At 60.2% G+C, this 15910-nt stretch carries 11 protein-coding genes and 1 pseudogene; 5 read left to right on the forward strand and 7 right to left on the reverse strand.

Annotated features, from left to right (window positions below):
* Nucleotides 1-119: 119 nt before the first annotated feature.
* Entirely contained in the window at nt 120-1511 is a 1392-nt protein-coding gene (locus WF331_RS26300; protein WP_049277737.1) for an amino acid permease, read from the reverse strand.
* An 80-nt stretch (nt 1512-1591) separates the two neighbouring features.
* Nucleotides 1592-2416 (reverse strand): phytanoyl-CoA dioxygenase family protein, encoded by an 825-nt coding sequence (locus WF331_RS26305; protein ID WP_229608778.1) that lies wholly within the window; start codon nt 2414-2416, stop codon nt 1592-1594.
* A 138-nt stretch (nt 2417-2554) separates the two neighbouring features.
* Between WF331_RS26305 and WF331_RS26310 the strand changes: the two are divergent.
* Both WF331_RS26310 and WF331_RS26315 read left to right on the forward strand, forming a co-directional pair.
* Nucleotides 2555-2737, forward strand: a pseudogene (locus WF331_RS26310) (helix-turn-helix domain-containing protein); the annotation flags it as partial.
* 48 nt (nt 2738-2785) lie between these two features.
* The gene (locus WF331_RS26315) at nt 2786-3463 is read left to right on the forward strand and encodes a LysR substrate-binding domain-containing protein (RefSeq protein WP_340623469.1); all 678 of its coding nucleotides are present in this window, start codon (nt 2786-2788) and stop codon (nt 3461-3463) included.
* An 86-nt stretch (nt 3464-3549) separates the two neighbouring features.
* Here the strand turns inward: WF331_RS26315 and WF331_RS26320 are convergent, their stop codons facing one another.
* From WF331_RS26320 to glsB, 3 genes are all read right to left on the reverse strand, one after another.
* The gene (locus WF331_RS26320; protein WP_016499034.1) at nt 3550-4074 is read right to left on the reverse strand and encodes a GNAT family N-acetyltransferase; all 525 of its coding nucleotides are present in this window, start codon (nt 4072-4074) and stop codon (nt 3550-3552) included.
* 142 nt (nt 4075-4216) lie between these two features.
* Nucleotides 4217-4627: a hypothetical protein gene (locus tag WF331_RS26325; protein WP_156859473.1), complete on the reverse strand. Its 411-nt coding sequence runs from the start codon at nt 4625-4627 to the stop codon at nt 4217-4219.
* A gap of 259 nt (nt 4628-4886) precedes the next feature.
* A complete protein-coding gene (gene glsB / locus WF331_RS26330) occupies nt 4887-5795 on the reverse strand; it encodes a glutaminase B (protein WP_016499031.1) in 909 nt (302 codons plus the stop codon).
* A 283-nt stretch (nt 5796-6078) separates the two neighbouring features.
* Here glsB and WF331_RS26335 point away from each other — a divergent pair, with 283 nt between their 5' ends.
* The gene (locus WF331_RS26335; RefSeq protein WP_340623458.1) at nt 6079-9138 is read left to right on the forward strand and encodes an autotransporter domain-containing protein; all 3060 of its coding nucleotides are present in this window, start codon (nt 6079-6081) and stop codon (nt 9136-9138) included.
* Between the two features lie 229 nt (nt 9139-9367).
* Here the strand turns inward: WF331_RS26335 and WF331_RS26340 are convergent, their stop codons facing one another.
* The gene (locus WF331_RS26340) at nt 9368-10237 is read right to left on the reverse strand and encodes a DMT family transporter (protein ID WP_284363107.1); all 870 of its coding nucleotides are present in this window, start codon (nt 10235-10237) and stop codon (nt 9368-9370) included.
* Nucleotides 10238-10358: 121 nt separating this feature from the next.
* Between WF331_RS26340 and WF331_RS26345 the strand changes: the two genes are divergently transcribed.
* Entirely contained in the window at nt 10359-11741 is a 1383-nt protein-coding gene (locus WF331_RS26345) for an aminotransferase-like domain-containing protein (RefSeq protein WP_340623459.1), read from the forward strand.
* Nucleotides 11742-11890: 149 nt separating this feature from the next.
* Here WF331_RS26345 and WF331_RS26350 read toward each other — a convergent pair whose 3' ends face one another.
* Complete coding sequence (locus WF331_RS26350) at nt 11891-14083, reverse strand: multicopper oxidase family protein (RefSeq protein ID WP_340623460.1); 2193 nt, start codon at nt 14081-14083, stop codon at nt 11891-11893.
* A 347-nt stretch (nt 14084-14430) separates the two neighbouring features.
* On the opposite strand from WF331_RS26350, the gene WF331_RS26355 reads away from it, so the two are divergent.
* On the forward strand, nt 14431-15909 hold the full coding sequence (locus WF331_RS26355; protein WP_284400438.1) for a tyrosinase family protein: 1479 nt from the start codon (nt 14431-14433) through the stop codon (nt 15907-15909).
* Nucleotide 15910 lies beyond the last annotated feature (1 nt).

Consider the following 15910-nt stretch of genomic DNA (forward strand, 5'->3'; position numbering starts at 1 on the left):
TGTGAACAGTCAGAATCGGGCATTTAGTCCCACCACCCCTTCAAGTCTAACCATACAAGCGGGTTTACCCGCGAAGGGGCCGGTCCCCTCGCAATGCGGGACGCGCACAGCTCAATGCCTCATGCGCTGGCTGACACTGGTCGCGGTGTACGCACACCCCACAGCCAGTAGCCCAAAGACAGAAGGACCAACCAGCCAACCCCGACATACATGGCGGTGCGGCTGGCCGGGAACCAACCGAGCACGCCAAAGATGAACACCATGAACGCAATCGCGCAAGCTGGCCCTACCGGCCACAGCGGTACCCGATAATCCAGTGCCGCAGCCTCCTCCTTGCTCATGCCTCGCCGCATGGCCACTTGCGACAGCAGGATCATCAACCAGACCCAGACAATGGAGAAAGTGACCACCGCGGCAAGCACCAGGAACAAGTCTTCTGGCACCAGGTAATTCAATACCACGCCCAACAGCAGAGCGACGCCCATCACTGCAACCGTCATCCACGGCACACCGAAACGCGACAGCGATGCAAAGCCGGAAGGCGCTTGGCCGTTTTGAGCCATGCCGTACATCATTCGCCCGGCGCTGAAAATGTCGCTATTGATGGCTGATACCGCAGCGGAAATTACCACGATGTTCAACACGGTTGCCGCTGAGCTGATGCCAAGGCCACTGAAGATCTGAACGAATGGGCTACCGTGGCTGCCAATGCTGGTCCAGGGATAAATGGCCATGAGCACGAACAGGGTAAGGATATAGAACAGCAGAATGCGCAGAGGCACCGAGTTGATGGCCTTAGGCAGCACGCGCTTCGGGTCCTTTGCCTCGCCTGCGGTAATGCCGATCATTTCGACCCCGCCAAAAGCGAACATCACAACGGTGAACGAAGCAATCATCCCACCGATGCCGTTAGGGAAGAACCCGCCGTGGCTCCACAGGTTCGAGATGCCGGCAACAGTGCCTGCCTCGTCGTTCAGCTGGATGCCCAACAGCAGCACGGCCCCGCCTGCCACAATCATGGCAACGATAGCGGTCACCTTCAGCAACGACAGCCAGAACTCCATCTCGCCGAACACTTTCACGCTACACAGGTTCAGCGCCCCGATGAAGAACACTATTCCAAGCACCCAGATCCAGGCGGGTGTTTCAGGGAACCACAGCCCCATGTAGACGCCAAACGCCGTCACGTCTGCCAGGCACACCACCAACATGGAGAACGCGTAGCTCCAACCAGTCAGAAAGCCAAAATAGCGGCCCAGGTATTGACTGGCATAGTGGCCGAACGAGCCTGACACCGGGTTATGAACTGCCATTTCGCCAAGGGCGCGCATCATCATGTAAATGGCTGCACCCCCTATCAAATAGGCGAGCAACACTGATGGCCCTGCCAGTTTTATTGCCGATGCCGAGCCATAGAACAGCCCCGTACCGATAGCAGAACCTAATGCCATGAAGCGAATATGCCGGGTAGAGAGACCCCGCTTCAGCTGTTGTGAAGATTGAGCGCTCATAGATACCTTCTTGATTTTATTATCAGGTCCGCACAACGCAGATGCTGTGCGTTTTAATCAGGCACGCATTTATTCAATCATCAAGCTCTTGGCCACAGCACCGGGAACAACTCATGGTTCATCTGGGCACCGCTGGCCAATTGTTTTTCCAGCCCGGGAAACTGTGGTGAAGTTTTCCACTGGCGCGGTGCGTGAGTAATGTCGTCGCCCAGGAAACGCACCGAGAAGGCACGGCGCCGGCGGTTGCCCCCGACACCTCCAGAAGCGTGCAAGGTCAGCATGTGGAAGAACACGGCGTCGCCTGGGGAAAGCTCCCAGCCGAGGATGTTCCAGGCGCTGCGGTCGGCCTCGATATCCGGCAAGTCGGCCAGGCTGCCTTCCGGGAACCATTGCGCCTGGCTGTCGAGGAAGCTGCGCGGCATCAGCCACGGTCCCAGGTGCGAGCCGCCTACAAACTCCAGGGTGGACTCCCTTGCGACGGGGTCGATAGGCATCCACATGCTGCAGTTCTGGCGCCCATCGATGTTGTAATACGGCTGGTCCTGGTGCCAGGGCGTGCGCTGGCGCGTGTTGGGCTCCTTGACCAGCAGATGATCGTGATAAAGCCGGGCTGTTTCGCTGTTCATGAGTTGAGCGGCAACGCTACCCACCCGGCTCTCGAAGATGAACTGGCGATAGGCCGCGATATCGCCCCAGTTGCAGAAGTCTTCGAAGAACCAACCCGGGTCGTCGGGGCGGCTCGCCACTTTGGCGCGCTCGCTGGGGGTTTTCAGATTCTGTTCGATGCCGGTTTCGAGCAGTGCAACTTCCTCCGGCGTGAACAGATTACGTACGCAGACAGCACCATCACGCTGGAAAGCTTCGATGGTTTCTTCGCTGAGTTGAAATTCGGCGGACTGTTTCATAAAGCACCCTTTGGTCTTTTTATTGGGCAACAGCACCACTGCCAGAAGTTAAGCGGGCCAAGCAGGGTGCACGGCGAGTATTGCGTTTCGGCACCAATAGGAAAAGAATATATTTCCTAATCCGGAGTATAGGAAAAAATGATAGGTTTCTCGTTCCGGCAGTTAGAGTACTTCGTCGCCGTGGCCGAACACGGCAGCATCAGCGCTGCTGCAAGAGCCCGCCACGTATCACAGCCGTCGGTATCGGTCGCTATTGCCCAACTTGAAGAGGCGCTGAATGAGCGGCTATTCCGGCGCCAGGTCAGCCGAGGGCTGGAGCTGACGTCAGCGGGCACGCGATTGCTCGCACAAGCCCGCGATATCATTGGCATGGCCATCGCCATGAATCAGAACGCCGATACAGCGCAAGGCTCGCTTCGCGGCAACCTGTCGCTTATCTGCTTTCAAGACTTAGGCCCTTACTTCGCACCCCGGCTGCTATCGAGCTTTCGCAAGCAGTATCCCGATGTCGAGGTAACGCTGTTCGAAACGGACCTGGCAGGCGTGCACCGCCACCTGAGCGCCGGTAAAGCAGAGCTTGCGCTTACTTACGACATAGGCCTTGATCCCTCGCTGCCGCGCCAGGTACTGGCGGAGTTGAAACCCTACGCGCTCATCGCTACGGACCATCGCCTGGCCCACCTGCCAGCGATACCGCTGCATGAACTGGCCCAGGAATGCCTGATTCTTGAGGACATCGCACAAACGCGTGAATACTTCCTTTCACTATTTTGGGCGCATAACCTGCAACCACGCACGCAGCAATACACCCAAACCTTCGAGATGCAACGTGGCCTGGTCGCGCATGGCTATGGGGTTGCCCTGTCGTGCACCCGCCCCGCCGGCGACCACTGCTATGACGGTACACCGCTGCTGTGCCGGCCATTACTGGAAGAGGTGTCACCACAAAAAGTGGTGCTGGCTCAGTCAGGCGCCATGCACCCGTCGCCGGTAGCGGAGGCGTTCAAGGGTTGGGTTGCGCGGGAGGTTGCAACCGGGGCCAACTGAGCTGGCAAGGCCAGGTTCCACAAGAAGACAGGTGCTCCCACAGGTTTTTATGCTTGTTTCAGCTAGGGCACAATCCTGTGGGGCTATTAATCATGACCTCTGTCCCGATATGTGCCCAGGATCAGCTCCATCGATTGCGACATCAACGCTGAACCCTCGCGCAAAGGCTCCGGTATGCCAACAGGGTGAAAACCGCTTGCCTTGTACAAGCGCATCGCCGGGCTATCGGCGAGTGTCACACCCAAGCGTACACGTTGCGCCCCCTGACCAATAGCCCAGGTCACAGCACGCTCAAGCAAGGCCCGCCCTACTCCAAAGCCGCGCACATCAGGCGCTACCCACATCTGGAAAAGTTCGACCACGTCCACTTCAATGCCCGAGGACTTGCACCACACCAGGCCGCAAACCTCATTGTGCTGCGACGCAAAGAACGCTTGGGCACTGCTGGACGAAGCCATGGCTGAGACGCGGGCCTCCCACTCGCCCTCTTCCCTGGCTGACTCGTGCTCATAGGTACTTGCAAAGGCATCCTGCGACTCACGCAGGGCCCTGAGGCGTAACTCCCTGTATGCTCGCCAATCACTTGTTGTTACAGAATGAACAATCGCCATGGCACTTCCATTTGCGTTGTCTCAGCGCGAGACTAAAGATATCAGCCTAGCAAACCTGCAGAAGAAAATGGAGCACTCTCTCGATAGCCCTTATGCCGGGCGCGAAAATCGTAATGTTAATGCTCGAACGTACGCGGCCAGACTACAAGGCTACGGAGACGCTAAAATCATCACCCCCCAAGTGCCGAACGCTCACTTGATTGCTGACATCCCGCCCATTACCCGTTACAAACTTGTAATGGGACAATAGAAAATCTTCACGATGAACAATGCCTTCATTACGCTGTTTCCCGCCCCAAGCAATCATCAATCCGCCAGCAATTGAAATGAGCCCAGGGTTCAATTGTACGTGTTGGATCAGGGTAAGGCCCGAGAACCGGTCATAATAAATAACTTCAGGACCGAAGATGGCGATACCCATACCCAGCGCCGCAACTACGGAACCAATGAATATGAGCAACCTACCATAAAAAACTTGATCCCCAGCTCGCCCCTCAAGATGAGTCGCGTAAGCCTCGGAAAAACCGGGGACACTGTAGCTCTGCTCAGCCATCTTCAAATCTATCTGCCCTATCAGGCACCCTTCCGCCCCCCTTTGCATGCTCAACTCCCCGAAAAGAGTCGATACTAAGCGAACAATGCTAGCTAAAGTGCAGCTCGATCCAACTTCAGAAATGTCTTACAGCCAAAGTTAACGCGTCCTAAATCATTATATTTGTAACGATTAAGACCTCTTTCAAACATTCTCTCACTCAATGCATAGTCGCCTTGTGAAGGCGATTCAGCGCCTACCGGCAGGCCCTGCCCACGAATCAAAACACCGACCACCCGATCCGCGAACTCAGCAACTCCAGCGCCGCCATGCCCGCGAGGGAGTTGCCCGCAGCATTCAACTCGGGAGACCAGACGCATACGGTAAATTGCCCCGGCACGATTGCCACGATGCCGCCACCCACGCCACTCTTGCCTGGCAACCCCACTCGGTAGGCGAAATTACCGGCTTCGTCATACAACCCGCTGGTGGCCATGATCGAGTTCACCTGTTGGGCCTGGCGACGGGTGAGAATTTGCTCTTCGCTGTGCTTGCAAAACCCGTCGTTGGCCAGGAAGCAGAATGCGCGGGCCAGGTCCAGGCAGTTCATTTGCAGCGCGCAGTAACTGAAGTAACTGCGCAGCACCGGCTCGACCTCGTTATGGAAGTTACCAAAAGACTGCATCAGGTAAGCCATGGCAGCGTTGCGCGCGCGGAACTGATATTCCGAATCGGCGACACGGGCATCGATCGAAATGTGAGGGTTGCCCGAAAGCCGTCGAACAAAATCACGCATCGACAAGGTGGGTGCTGCGAAGCGTGACTGGTTGATATCGCAGATCACCAACGCCCCCGCATTGATAAACGGGTTGCGCGGGCGCCCGCGCTCGAACTCCAGCTGCACCAGCGAATTGAACGGCTGGCCTGAAGGCTCATGGCCAAGCCGCTCCCAAATGGCTTCACCTGAGTGGCCTATTGCCTGAACCAGGCTGAACACCTTGGAAATACTTTGCACCGAAAAAGGCACGCTTGCGTCGCCTGCGCAGTAATGGCTGCCATCGTTGCTATAAACCGCAATGCCCAACTGCTGCGCCGGTACGTCGGCCAGCGCAGGGATGTAGTCAGCCACTTTGCCCTTGCCGATCAAGGGGCGTACTTCTTCAAGAATCTCGTTCAACAGCGTTTGCATGAAAGGCCCTGGCTCAATCCCCTTCAGACGTCGGTAAGGGGTCGCATGCTTGACGAAGACTGGGCGGTATAGATCACACATTTGGCAAGAAACGCATGTGCGCCACACAGCACACTGTGTGAGCAGCGTCACGTTCCGCAAGCCGCTAGCACATGCGTACTATTCTCAGCGCGGCAAGGGCTTGCCGATACTCCCAGCGTTAATCCGTTGCACATATGGAACGCCATTGCCCTCAGGGCTGGCAGCCACTTGCGTGGCATCTAATGGAGTATCTGGAGTCGCTATGAATCCCCTTTTCCGACTATCCCCGCTGACGTTCGCGATCAGCCTCGCCCTGCTGCCCAGCGCTCAAGCAGCTGACTACATCCTCGACAGTGGCGAGGACACCTTCAGCAGTGACCGCGCCTACGATGGCACGGTGTCGCTGCGCCCCGGCAACGGCCTGCCCGCCAGCCTGACCATCAACAATGGCGCCGAACTCACCAGCAAGGGCGGGCGGATCGGTGGCTCGCTCACCAACAACGAAGCCAGTGCGGCCATGGCGACCGTCACGGTCCAGGGCCCTGGTACGCGCTGGGTGGTGCCCCGTACCACTGCCGTGCTGGGTAATACCATCGTGGTCGGCGGCGCCGGCCAGGGCACGCTCAACGTGCTCGACGGCGGCCAGGTATCGGTGCGCGACCTGCAGCTCAGCGACAACGGCAACGCCGGCAATGCGCTGTCCCGGGCGAACCTGCTGGTCAGTGGCCAGGGTGCGAAGGTGGATGCGGTCAACGTGACTTCTGGCGGCGTATTCCTTTACGACTCGCGCATTACCCTGCGCGATGGTGGGCAGCTTGCCAGCGAACGTGTGGCCATCAACTCGATCAGCGACCTGTCCGGCGCCAACACTCGCTGGGACAATACCGGCACCTTCAGGAACCGCAACGACCTCAGCCTGAGCAACGGTGCGGTGCTGACCAGTGACTCGATGGAGCTGGGCTCGGCCAACCTCAACCGCAACACCGTGGTGAGCGTGTCCGGCGAAGGCACGCGCCTGGCCACCCGCGCACTGACCTTGGGCACCACCACCTCCAGCACCAACCTGGTGCTGGCCAACGGCGCCGAGCTGAGCAGCACCGAGGGCATCGACATCAGCGTGCTGACCAGCATCAACTCGGCCGCACGCGGTACCCTCAGCATCGGGGGCGGGGTTGTACGGGACGACAGCCGCACCGATATCGACGCCCTCACGGCCATCGCCGCACAGGCCGCCGGCCGCCTCGACCCGCAAACGGCAATCCGCTTCGGCGCCGGTAGCGGAGCGCTGGCGTTCAACCACACCGACAGCGACTTGCAACTGAGCAACAACATCAGCGGTGCGGGCCGCGTTTACGCCTTCAGCGGCAACACCACCTTGAGTGGCGACCTGACCGGGATGTCCGGCAGCACGGTGGTGCGTGGCGGGCGCCTTGTGCTGGCCGGTGATGTCGACCAGACCAACCCGCGCGGCACCTCGCTGCTGAGCGTCGGCAACGGCACCCTGGTGGTCAACGGCACCGTGGGCCACACCGACGCCTCGGGCAACTACAGCAACCGCGCCCAGGTGCTGGCCGGTGGCGTGCTGGCCGGTAGCGGCCAGGTCGGCACTACCCAAGTCGCTTCGGGCGGTACCCTTTCGCCGGGTGAAGGTGCGCTGGGCACCCTGTCGATCAACGGCGACCTGGACATGGCCGACGGCTCGCGCTACGCCGCAGACATCGCCGGCAATGGCGGCGCCGACCGCGTCAACGTCAGCGGCACCGCGACCCTGCGTGGCACGCGGGTCGATGTCACAACCCTCAACGACGCGCAAAGCTACCAGACCGGGCAAACCTACACGCTGCTGGCCGCCCAGGGGGGTGTCGTGGACGGTGCAGCCGCCGGCACGGCCTATGCCCAGGCGTTCACCAACTCGGCGTTTCTCAACGTCAGCCTGCAACGCACGGCCAACGAACTGAACCTGACCATCGCGCAGAAGACCACTCCCCCTGTTGAGCCACCGGTTGAACCACCTGTTGAACCCCCCGTGGAGCCGCCTGTAGAACCACCGGTGACGCCTCCGGTGGAACCGCCCGTCGAGCCGCCAGTACAACCACCGGTACAGCCCCCGGTCGAGCCGCCCGTACAGCCGCCTGTACAGCCCCCCGTACACCCCCCGGTGCAGCCGCCAGAAACGGGCGGTCCTGGCACCCCCGGCATCTTCCAGACCGTGGCGCAAACCGAAAACCAGTGGCACACCGCAGGCGCACTGAGCGTGCTGCAGCAAAGCGGCGACCCGCTGCGCCTGTACAACAACCTGCTGGTGCTGGATGCCGACAGCGCGCGCAATGCCATCGACCAGCTCTCCGGCGACTACCACGCCAGCACCGGCACCGCGCTTATCGCCAACAGCCAGGTGGTTTCCGGCGTGCTGGGCACCCGCCTGCGCAGCCTGTTCGACAGCACGAGCGTGCGCATGCCGCTGAGTGCATCGAACCTCATGCCAACCACCCCTGAAGCGCAGGGCGGCGCCTGGGCGCAAACCTTCGGCAACTGGTCGAAGCTGGACGGCAACAACGGCGCTGGCGGCCTGCACCAGAGAACCGGCGGTGTGCTGATTGGCGCCGACGGCAGCATCAACCCGGACTGGCGCGCCGGTGTTTACGGTGGCTACAGCCGCACCAAGTTCGATGCCGACGACCGCGATGCCAAGGGCCACAGCGACAACTACCACCTGGGCCTGTACACCGGCGCCCAACTCGATGCCCTGCGCCTGAGCGCAGACGTCGGCTACACCTGGCACAAGCTGGATAGCAAACGCAACGTGGCCTTCGCCGGGTTCAACGACCACCTGAAGGGCGAGCGCGACGCCAACACGTTGCAGGCCAGTGGCGAAGCGGCTTACCGCATCGGCCTGGGTGCGGTGGCGCTGGAGCCGTTCGTGGGCGTGGCCTACGTGAAGTACGACGCCGACAGCTTCCACGAAAAAGGCGGTGCGGCTGCCCTGGACGTGGCCAGTGAAAAGCAGGACACCTGGTTCTCGACCGTGGGCATGCGCGCTTCAACCCGCACCCGCGTGGCTGACCACGACACCCGGTTCTACGGTTCGCTGGGCTGGCGCCGCGCCTACGGCGACCTGGACCCAAGCAGCACCCAGGCCTTTGCCGGTGGCCCGGACTTCGCGGTGCAGGGCATCGCCCAGACGCGCAACGTGGCAATGACCGAAGTGGGTGCGAAAGTGCAGCTGAATCGCCAGACCGAGGTGGGGCTGTCGTATCAGGGGCAATTCGGTTCGGATGCCCGCTTCCACTCAGTGAATGCGGGGGTTACGGTTCGGTTCTGATGCGTAATGGCACGCCTGTAGATTTACAGCGCCTGTCAGATCCGGCGGCGCGCTGTCGCGGGGGACAAAGACTGAGCGCGCGCCGCCAACCCAGTGGGAGCGGGTTCACCCGCGAAGAATCCGACACGGTGTATGGCACCGGCTACGCCGGTGTTCGCGGGTAAACCCGCTCCCACAGGGTGTGGCGGTATGCTCGCGGTCTTTGTACTGAGGTACGAAGACGCTTCATCTACCGGGCATATTTCTTTGCCCCGGCCACACAGATCACAGCCCCCAGCGTCACCACAAGCATCATCCAGCTGACGTGCTCATGCAAAAGCAACGCAGCCAGCCCAAGCCCCATGAACGGCTGAACCAGTTGCAGTTGGCCCACCGCCGCAATGCCACCCTGAACCAGCCCTCGATACCAGAACACAAACCCGATCAGCATGCTGAACAGCGAGACGTAGCCGAAGCTGAACCACGCAGGAGCGCTGACCTTGGCGAAGGCATCAGGCGCGGGGAAATTAGCGATCGTCAGCAACAGCATGAACGGCAACGCCACCAGCAATGCCCAACTGATCACCTGCCAACCACCCAACGTGCGCGACAGACGCGCCCCTTCCGCATACCCCAACCCACACACAACGACCGCAGCCATCATCAGCAGGTCGCCCACCGCCGTCGCCTCTCCCCCATTTATCAACGCATAGCCAACCACCAGCCCCGCACCTGCCATCGAAAACAACCAGAACAGTGGCCGAGGCCGTTCACCGCCCCGCAGCACGGCAAACCCTGCGGTGCAGAGCGGCAGCAGCCCGACAAAAACAATGGAATGAGCAGAGGTGACATGCTGCAGGGCCAGTGCCGTCAGCAGCGGGAAGCCGATAACAACCCCCAGCGCTGTCAAAGCCAATGACGACAAATCACCCCGTGATGGTCGAGGCTGGCGTAGCACGATCAAAAAAAGCGCACCCAACAACGCGGCGATGGTCGCCCTGGCACAGGTCAGAAACGTAGGTTCGAAGGCCGCCACTGCCACACGGGTTGCCGGCAAAGAGCCCGCAAAGATTGCGACGCCTATGAAGCCGTTGATCCACCCGCTTGTTGATTTTTCCATCGGTAAGCCCTCGACAATTCAGGGCTCAGTACATCACTGACAGGCTCACCAAGGCCACGTACAATCCAATACAATTTAACCGAACTGTTATGCATATGAATCCAGCACAGTTGAGGGTGCAATGAAACGCGACGGCACGCGAATTCACACTGTCATGGGTGAAATCCAGTCCAGGATAGCCGCTCGAACCTACCCACCAGGGGCCAGAATTCCTTCGGTCCGCGCAATGGCGCAGACCATGCAAGTTTCGGTTTCTACCGTGCTTGAGGCCTATGAACGGTTAATGGCAGAAGGTGTGCTCAGCTCTCGCCCTGGCTCCGGCTTTTACGTAGCCGGGCCAGCGGCGCCACTGGCACTGACCGAACTCGGCCCCAAACTGGATCGTGTTGTCGACCCGCTGTGGATCTCCCGCCAGTCGCTTGAAACCGCCAGCGATGCCTTGAAACCAGGGTGCGGGTGGCTCCCACCCTCCTGGATGTACGAAGCTGGCATGCGTAAAGCGCTCCGAGTCGTTGCCCGTTCTGACACAGAGAAACTGGCGGAGTACGCATCACCGCTTGGCAGCCCGCCCCTTCGGCAATTCTTGTCGCGGCGGCTGGCTGGCACCGGCACCGAAGCCGCTCTTGAACAGATCATGCTCACCGAATCCAGCACGCACGCCATCGACCTGATTTGCCGATTTCTGCTGGAACCGGGCGACACTGTCCTGGTGGACGACCCCTGCTATTTCAACTTTCACGCATTATTGAAAGCACACAGGGTGAAGATTGTAGGCGTACCCTACACGGCGACGGGCCCGGATATCGATGCCTTCGGCGCTGCCCTGCTCGAACATGCGCCCCGGTTGTACATAACAAATTCCGGCATCCACAACCCCACCGGGGCCACCCTGTCGCCGGTCACAGCGCACAGGCTGCTAAAACTGGCCGACACCTCTAGCCTGGTGATCGTCGAGGACGACATCTTCGGGGATTTCGAGACTAATCCCGCGCCACGGCTGTCTGCCTTCGATGGCCTCTCTCGTGTCATTCAGATAGGCAGCTTTTCCAAAACCATCTCAGCTTCGGTGCGATGCGGCTACATCGCTGCCCGTGGTGAATGGATCGAGAGCCTGGTAGACCTCAAGATTGCCACCACATTCGGGGGTGGACGCCTGGCTGCGGACATTATCCACCACGCTATTACCGATAGCGGCTACCGAAAGCACATGGAGAGTGTGCGCCTTCGGTTAGCCGAGGCAATGGACAAGACGGCAACCAAGCTTCAAGCCATCGGTATCAAGCCCTGGATAATGCCCCAGGCAGGCCTGTACCTCTGGTGCCAGCTGCCTGAAGGCAAGGATGCAGCAACGCTGGCCAGGGCCTGTTTGAATGAAGGTGTAGTGCTGGCGCCCGGGAATGCCTTTAGCCAGTCCATGACTGCGGGGGATTTTCTCCGTTTCAACGTGGGGCAATCAGGTGATCCCAGAATCTATGAAGTGTTGAAACGGGCCCTGGGTGGTTAGTCGCGAGACTAAGTAACGTGCGTCCCGGGCCCGGTAACAGCCTGCGCTACGATCACATCTTTTCCATTGAACGTGAGCGCACGCATGCCATGCTGACGACCTGATCACAACAGCCCCCGTGGTACTGGCAGGGCGTTGTAGCCCGCCGCTCAGTGCGCATGCGCCGGGCTCGCCGATTCGTTGGCCGCGCCCCCGGCGCCTTTGCCATGTTGTTCGATAAAGTCCAGCCCACCGGGTATACCTGCCTCGAAAATCTCGACCAGGCGCATCATCCCGCCGTCCTCATGGGGCAGGATGTGGCAATGCAAGACGAATCGCCCAACGTAGCGCTCATAGTGCGAACGCACTACAACTTCGACGCCGGGCTCCACGATGATCGTGTCCTTGTACACGTCCTTCATACCAAAATACTGCGAAGTCGCATTCCCCGTCATATCCACGCCATCGGCCAACCGCGTTACACGTACCACCTGGAATGGGTTGATATGGATATGGAAGGGGTGGGCGACATCGGCGGTGCGCAGGCGCCACTCATCCGTGTTGCCAAGTTGCAGCGCGATCAGTTCTTCCGCTCGTTCGCTGAAACGGACATCTTCGATCTTTCCCCAAGATGCTTGCGGGGCGGGGTCAGACGCTGCCTCAAAGTTGGCACGTGAAAGCCGAGCATGCCCCAACCCCGCGCCCGAGGGTGCAGAGGCCACGCCTTTCTGCACTGACTTCAGGTTGAAGCGAAGCAGGCGGACGTTGTCCACCCGCAACCAGGCATCTTCCTGCTCCCGCAAGGTTTGCCCTGTCAGCCTGTCGTGTGGAGAGAAATGCTCAAGCTTCAGGCCAGCGTCGAGGTCGGCCAGAATCGCCGGCAGTTTCGAGGTGTCGAGCCCCTGCTTTTGGCGGTCTGCGGCCAGCCGCTTGGCAGCGCTGACCAGCGTGTCATGAATGACCACCTTAGCGTCTGCAATCTGCTGCTGGGCATCGTTGCGCTCGACCCTGACGGTGAAGAGCAGGCGCCGGCTGTCCACCGACCCTTCCACACTGGCCTGCGCCGATAGAGGGGCATCGATGACGCAGTAGTCCTGATGGCGCAGATCGCCGGCAGGCTGAGGGAAGGACACCAGAATGTCACTGCGGTAACCCGGCTGCAGCACACGGCTATCAGCCTCCAAGGCCTGGTATCTGGTCAGCCCATCGGCAGCGATCTCGAACACTTTGAGTGGCGGGCCATCGACCTCGCACTCACGTGCAATGACACGGTCATTGTCAGCGGCGGACGTGTTGCTGAACACCGCCTTCAGCAACGTTGTTTCAGCCTGTGCCGGGCGTGGCTTTGCAGGGAAGATCTGAACCTTGATGCTGTCATTGAAGCCCGCATGGATAAGGCGCCAGCGCTCAGGCTGCCCGGCAATGACCTTTTCCTGGCCAGGTTCGCTGCCAATGCCGAGCATGTCGGTGACGCGGCCGTTGACCGTAGTGAAGCGCCCCGAGGCGGTCCAGTTGGCCGGGCCGCCCAGATCGTTGTAGTCCACGATGGCGCCGATATCGCCTGCGGCGCAATTCCATTTGTCCGCTTTCGGCGTACCGTCCGGCGCAAAGCATTTGTACTGGATCTGCTGCAACATGAAGACCCGGTCGGGGATCGGCTTGCCATCGGGCCTGCTCAACAGCACATCGATGTCGCCACTGCGCAAGCCTTGACCATTCACGCCTGGGACCGGCCACCGATCGCCGTTCACGATCAGCGGCCCGGCCACGCCGCTGGCGACCTGCAAGGCGGTGGAGCCGTGGACGTGTGGGTGATACCAGAAGGTGCCGGCAGGATGATCGGCAGGGATGTTGTATTCGTATTCGTGCGCCACACCCGCACTTGGGTACAGGGTGCGCAGCACGTTGTCGCTGTTGCCCGCCGGGTTCACCCAACTGCCGTGGAAGTGGTTATTGGTGGTATTGAAACAACCCGGGCGGCTGTTGGGAATATTCATCGTGGCAGGGTCATGGGCTGCAGGGTCGCACTGCTGCTGCGGGATCAGCTTTTCGTATACCTCCTTGCCAAGATTCGCCTGGGTATAGCCCTGGCGCAGGCCCGCTGGCAGTTGGTCCCAGGGCAGCAGGTGATTGTAGATATCGAAGCGTACCGTCTGGCCCGGGAACGCCTTGATCAGCGGGGCCGCGACCAGGCCATCGGCGCTGGTGGCGTTGAGGTCGGCATAACCGCGCAACCAGACCTTGTCGTTGCTGCCCTTTTTCGGGTCGTGGATTTCGGCTTGTTTCAGGCGCAGTTCCAGTTGCGCACCGGGGTCTTTCTGGCGGATGACCGTGCGCGAAGTAACGCCGCTGGCTTCAAGCATGGCGTTAGCCGTTGCGGCCCCAGCCCGGTCGATGCCCATGGTCAATGCCGGTGGATTACTGATGCCCTCCTCCTGAGCGGAAAAAGCGCTAGCGACCCAAAAAAGCGATGCCAATGACGCGCCGCATCGAGCCAATCCTTTTGACTGCATGTCAGGTTCCTTCCCAAAAAATTGCCACTGGCTGGCAACAGATACTCAACTGGAAAAGTAGTTTGAGACGATGAAAACGCAAGGAGCTGGCAATGTGGCAATCCCGCCTATACTGAGGCCGGACAGTTTTCTGGAGTGAGAGTTCAACGGGTCTGCAGGCGCGGCCGCCTGCAACTGTCATCAAGGAGAAGATGCTAATGGCAAGGGAAAGACAAGACGTCGCCACACTGGGCTCTGGTTGGGACAACAAGACGCTGCTGCATTACGCCTTGGCGGTTCGCGAACTGGACAAATTACCCATCACCGACCACAACAGCTGGAAATTTCTGGGTGCCATCCACGGTTTCGATCAGGAGTTGTGGATTCAGCGTGAGCTGATCAACCACGACGACCCGGTTCCACAGGCGCTGCTCGACAACACCTATGGCAATCAATGTCAGCACGGCAGCTGGTATTTCGTTTCATGGCACAGAGGCTACCTGTTCTCATTCGAAGCCATCGTAGCTGCGAAGGTGAAGGAGTTGACCGGTGAAGACTGGGCGCTGCCGTACTGGAACTACTTCAACCCCGATGACCCGCAGGCACTCAACCTGCCGGCCGCGTTCCTGCTGGACACCCTGCCGGACGGCTCACCCAACCCGTTGAAAAAATACCCACGCCGGCCCGGCCTGACCAAACTGGAGCCTGGCCCGGCCGATGCGTTCAGCCTGGATGCCATGAAAGAAACCGACTTCACCGTAGACGGCGGCATCGGGTTCGGTGGCGGGGTCTCGGGGGATTTCGTTCAGTTTGGCGGCTGGACAGGCGACCTGGAACGCAACCCGCACAACACCGTGCACCGCCTGATCGGCGGTAACTACGGATTCATGGCTGACCCGCTGCTGGCTGGCCTGGACCCGATCTTCTGGCTGCACCATTGCAATATCGACCGCCTTTGGGAAGCCTGGATGAGCACAGCGGGCAAGCACATGGTACGTGACCCTCAGTGGCTGAACGGCCCGCTCGACCGGGTTTTCATCGTGCCGCAAACAGGCAGCGCTGCATCCGGCATTACATTCACCAGCCGCGATACACTCCCAGAGGGCAGCCTGCACCGCCCCTACGACAACTTGAGCATCGGCACCGGCGTAACACCAGGAGTGCTAGGCGTGGCGCGAGTCAGCATGGGTTCACCCGACCAGCAAAGCGTTGTACCTATTGGCGCCAACGCCTCGGTGGTGACTGTAGGCGCTGCCCCGGTCGTCACCCATGTTGATCTCGACCCCGCAAGCACTCGCGCGGGCGTGGCAGCACTTGGCGCCAGCGTTGCGGGTGAGCAAGTTACCCGGTTGTATCTGCGACTTGAATCAGTACGTGGCAAAGCGCCCTCACCGCTGCTTGATGTGTATGTCAACCTTCCCGCCGGCGCGCCCCCCGAAAACCACCCTGAGCTTCACGCCGGTAGCCTCACGCTGTTCGGCTTGAACGTGGCGTCCAAAACCGACTCTGGCCATGGCGGTAACGGCCTTGGCTATACGCTCGACATTACCGACCTGGCCCAGCGACTGATGGCCAGCGGCACCTTCGACCCGGCACACCTGCAGGTAACCCTGGTACCAGGCGAGCAGATTTCGGCAAACACACCGGTGACGGTCGAGCGGATCAGCGTGGTCAAACGCACGGGCATCGTGAGCTGAT

Source organism: Pseudomonas sp. YNh, from assembly GCF_037993085.1.
GTDB classification, from domain to species: domain Bacteria; phylum Pseudomonadota; class Gammaproteobacteria; order Pseudomonadales; family Pseudomonadaceae; genus Aquipseudomonas; species Aquipseudomonas putida.

Excerpts from the sequence above, each read along its gene's own strand:
- WF331_RS26300 (WP_049277737.1), bottom strand. The coding sequence starts at position 1,511 with ATGAGCGCTCAATCTTCACAACAGCTGAAGCGGGGTCTCTCTACCCGG.
- WF331_RS26305 (WP_229608778.1), bottom strand. The coding sequence starts at position 2,416 with ATGAAACAGTCCGCCGAATTTCAACTCAGCGAAGAAACCATCGAAGCT.
- WF331_RS26315 (WP_340623469.1), top strand. The coding sequence starts at position 2,786 with ATGGCCATCGCCATGAATCAGAACGCCGATACAGCGCAAGGCTCGCTT.
- WF331_RS26320 (WP_016499034.1), bottom strand. The coding sequence starts at position 4,074 with ATGGCGATTGTTCATTCTGTAACAACAAGTGATTGGCGAGCATACAGG.
- WF331_RS26325 (WP_156859473.1), bottom strand. The coding sequence starts at position 4,627 with ATGGCTGAGCAGAGCTACAGTGTCCCCGGTTTTTCCGAGGCTTACGCG.
- glsB (WP_016499031.1), bottom strand. The coding sequence starts at position 5,795 with ATGCAAACGCTGTTGAACGAGATTCTTGAAGAAGTACGCCCCTTGATC.
- WF331_RS26335 (WP_340623458.1), top strand. The coding sequence starts at position 6,079 with ATGAATCCCCTTTTCCGACTATCCCCGCTGACGTTCGCGATCAGCCTC.
- WF331_RS26340 (WP_284363107.1), bottom strand. The coding sequence starts at position 10,237 with ATGGAAAAATCAACAAGCGGGTGGATCAACGGCTTCATAGGCGTCGCA.
- WF331_RS26345 (WP_340623459.1), top strand. The coding sequence starts at position 10,359 with ATGAAACGCGACGGCACGCGAATTCACACTGTCATGGGTGAAATCCAG.
- WF331_RS26350 (WP_340623460.1), bottom strand. The coding sequence starts at position 14,083 with ATGCTTGAAGCCAGCGGCGTTACTTCGCGCACGGTCATCCGCCAGAAA.
- WF331_RS26355 (WP_284400438.1), top strand. The coding sequence starts at position 14,431 with ATGGCAAGGGAAAGACAAGACGTCGCCACACTGGGCTCTGGTTGGGAC.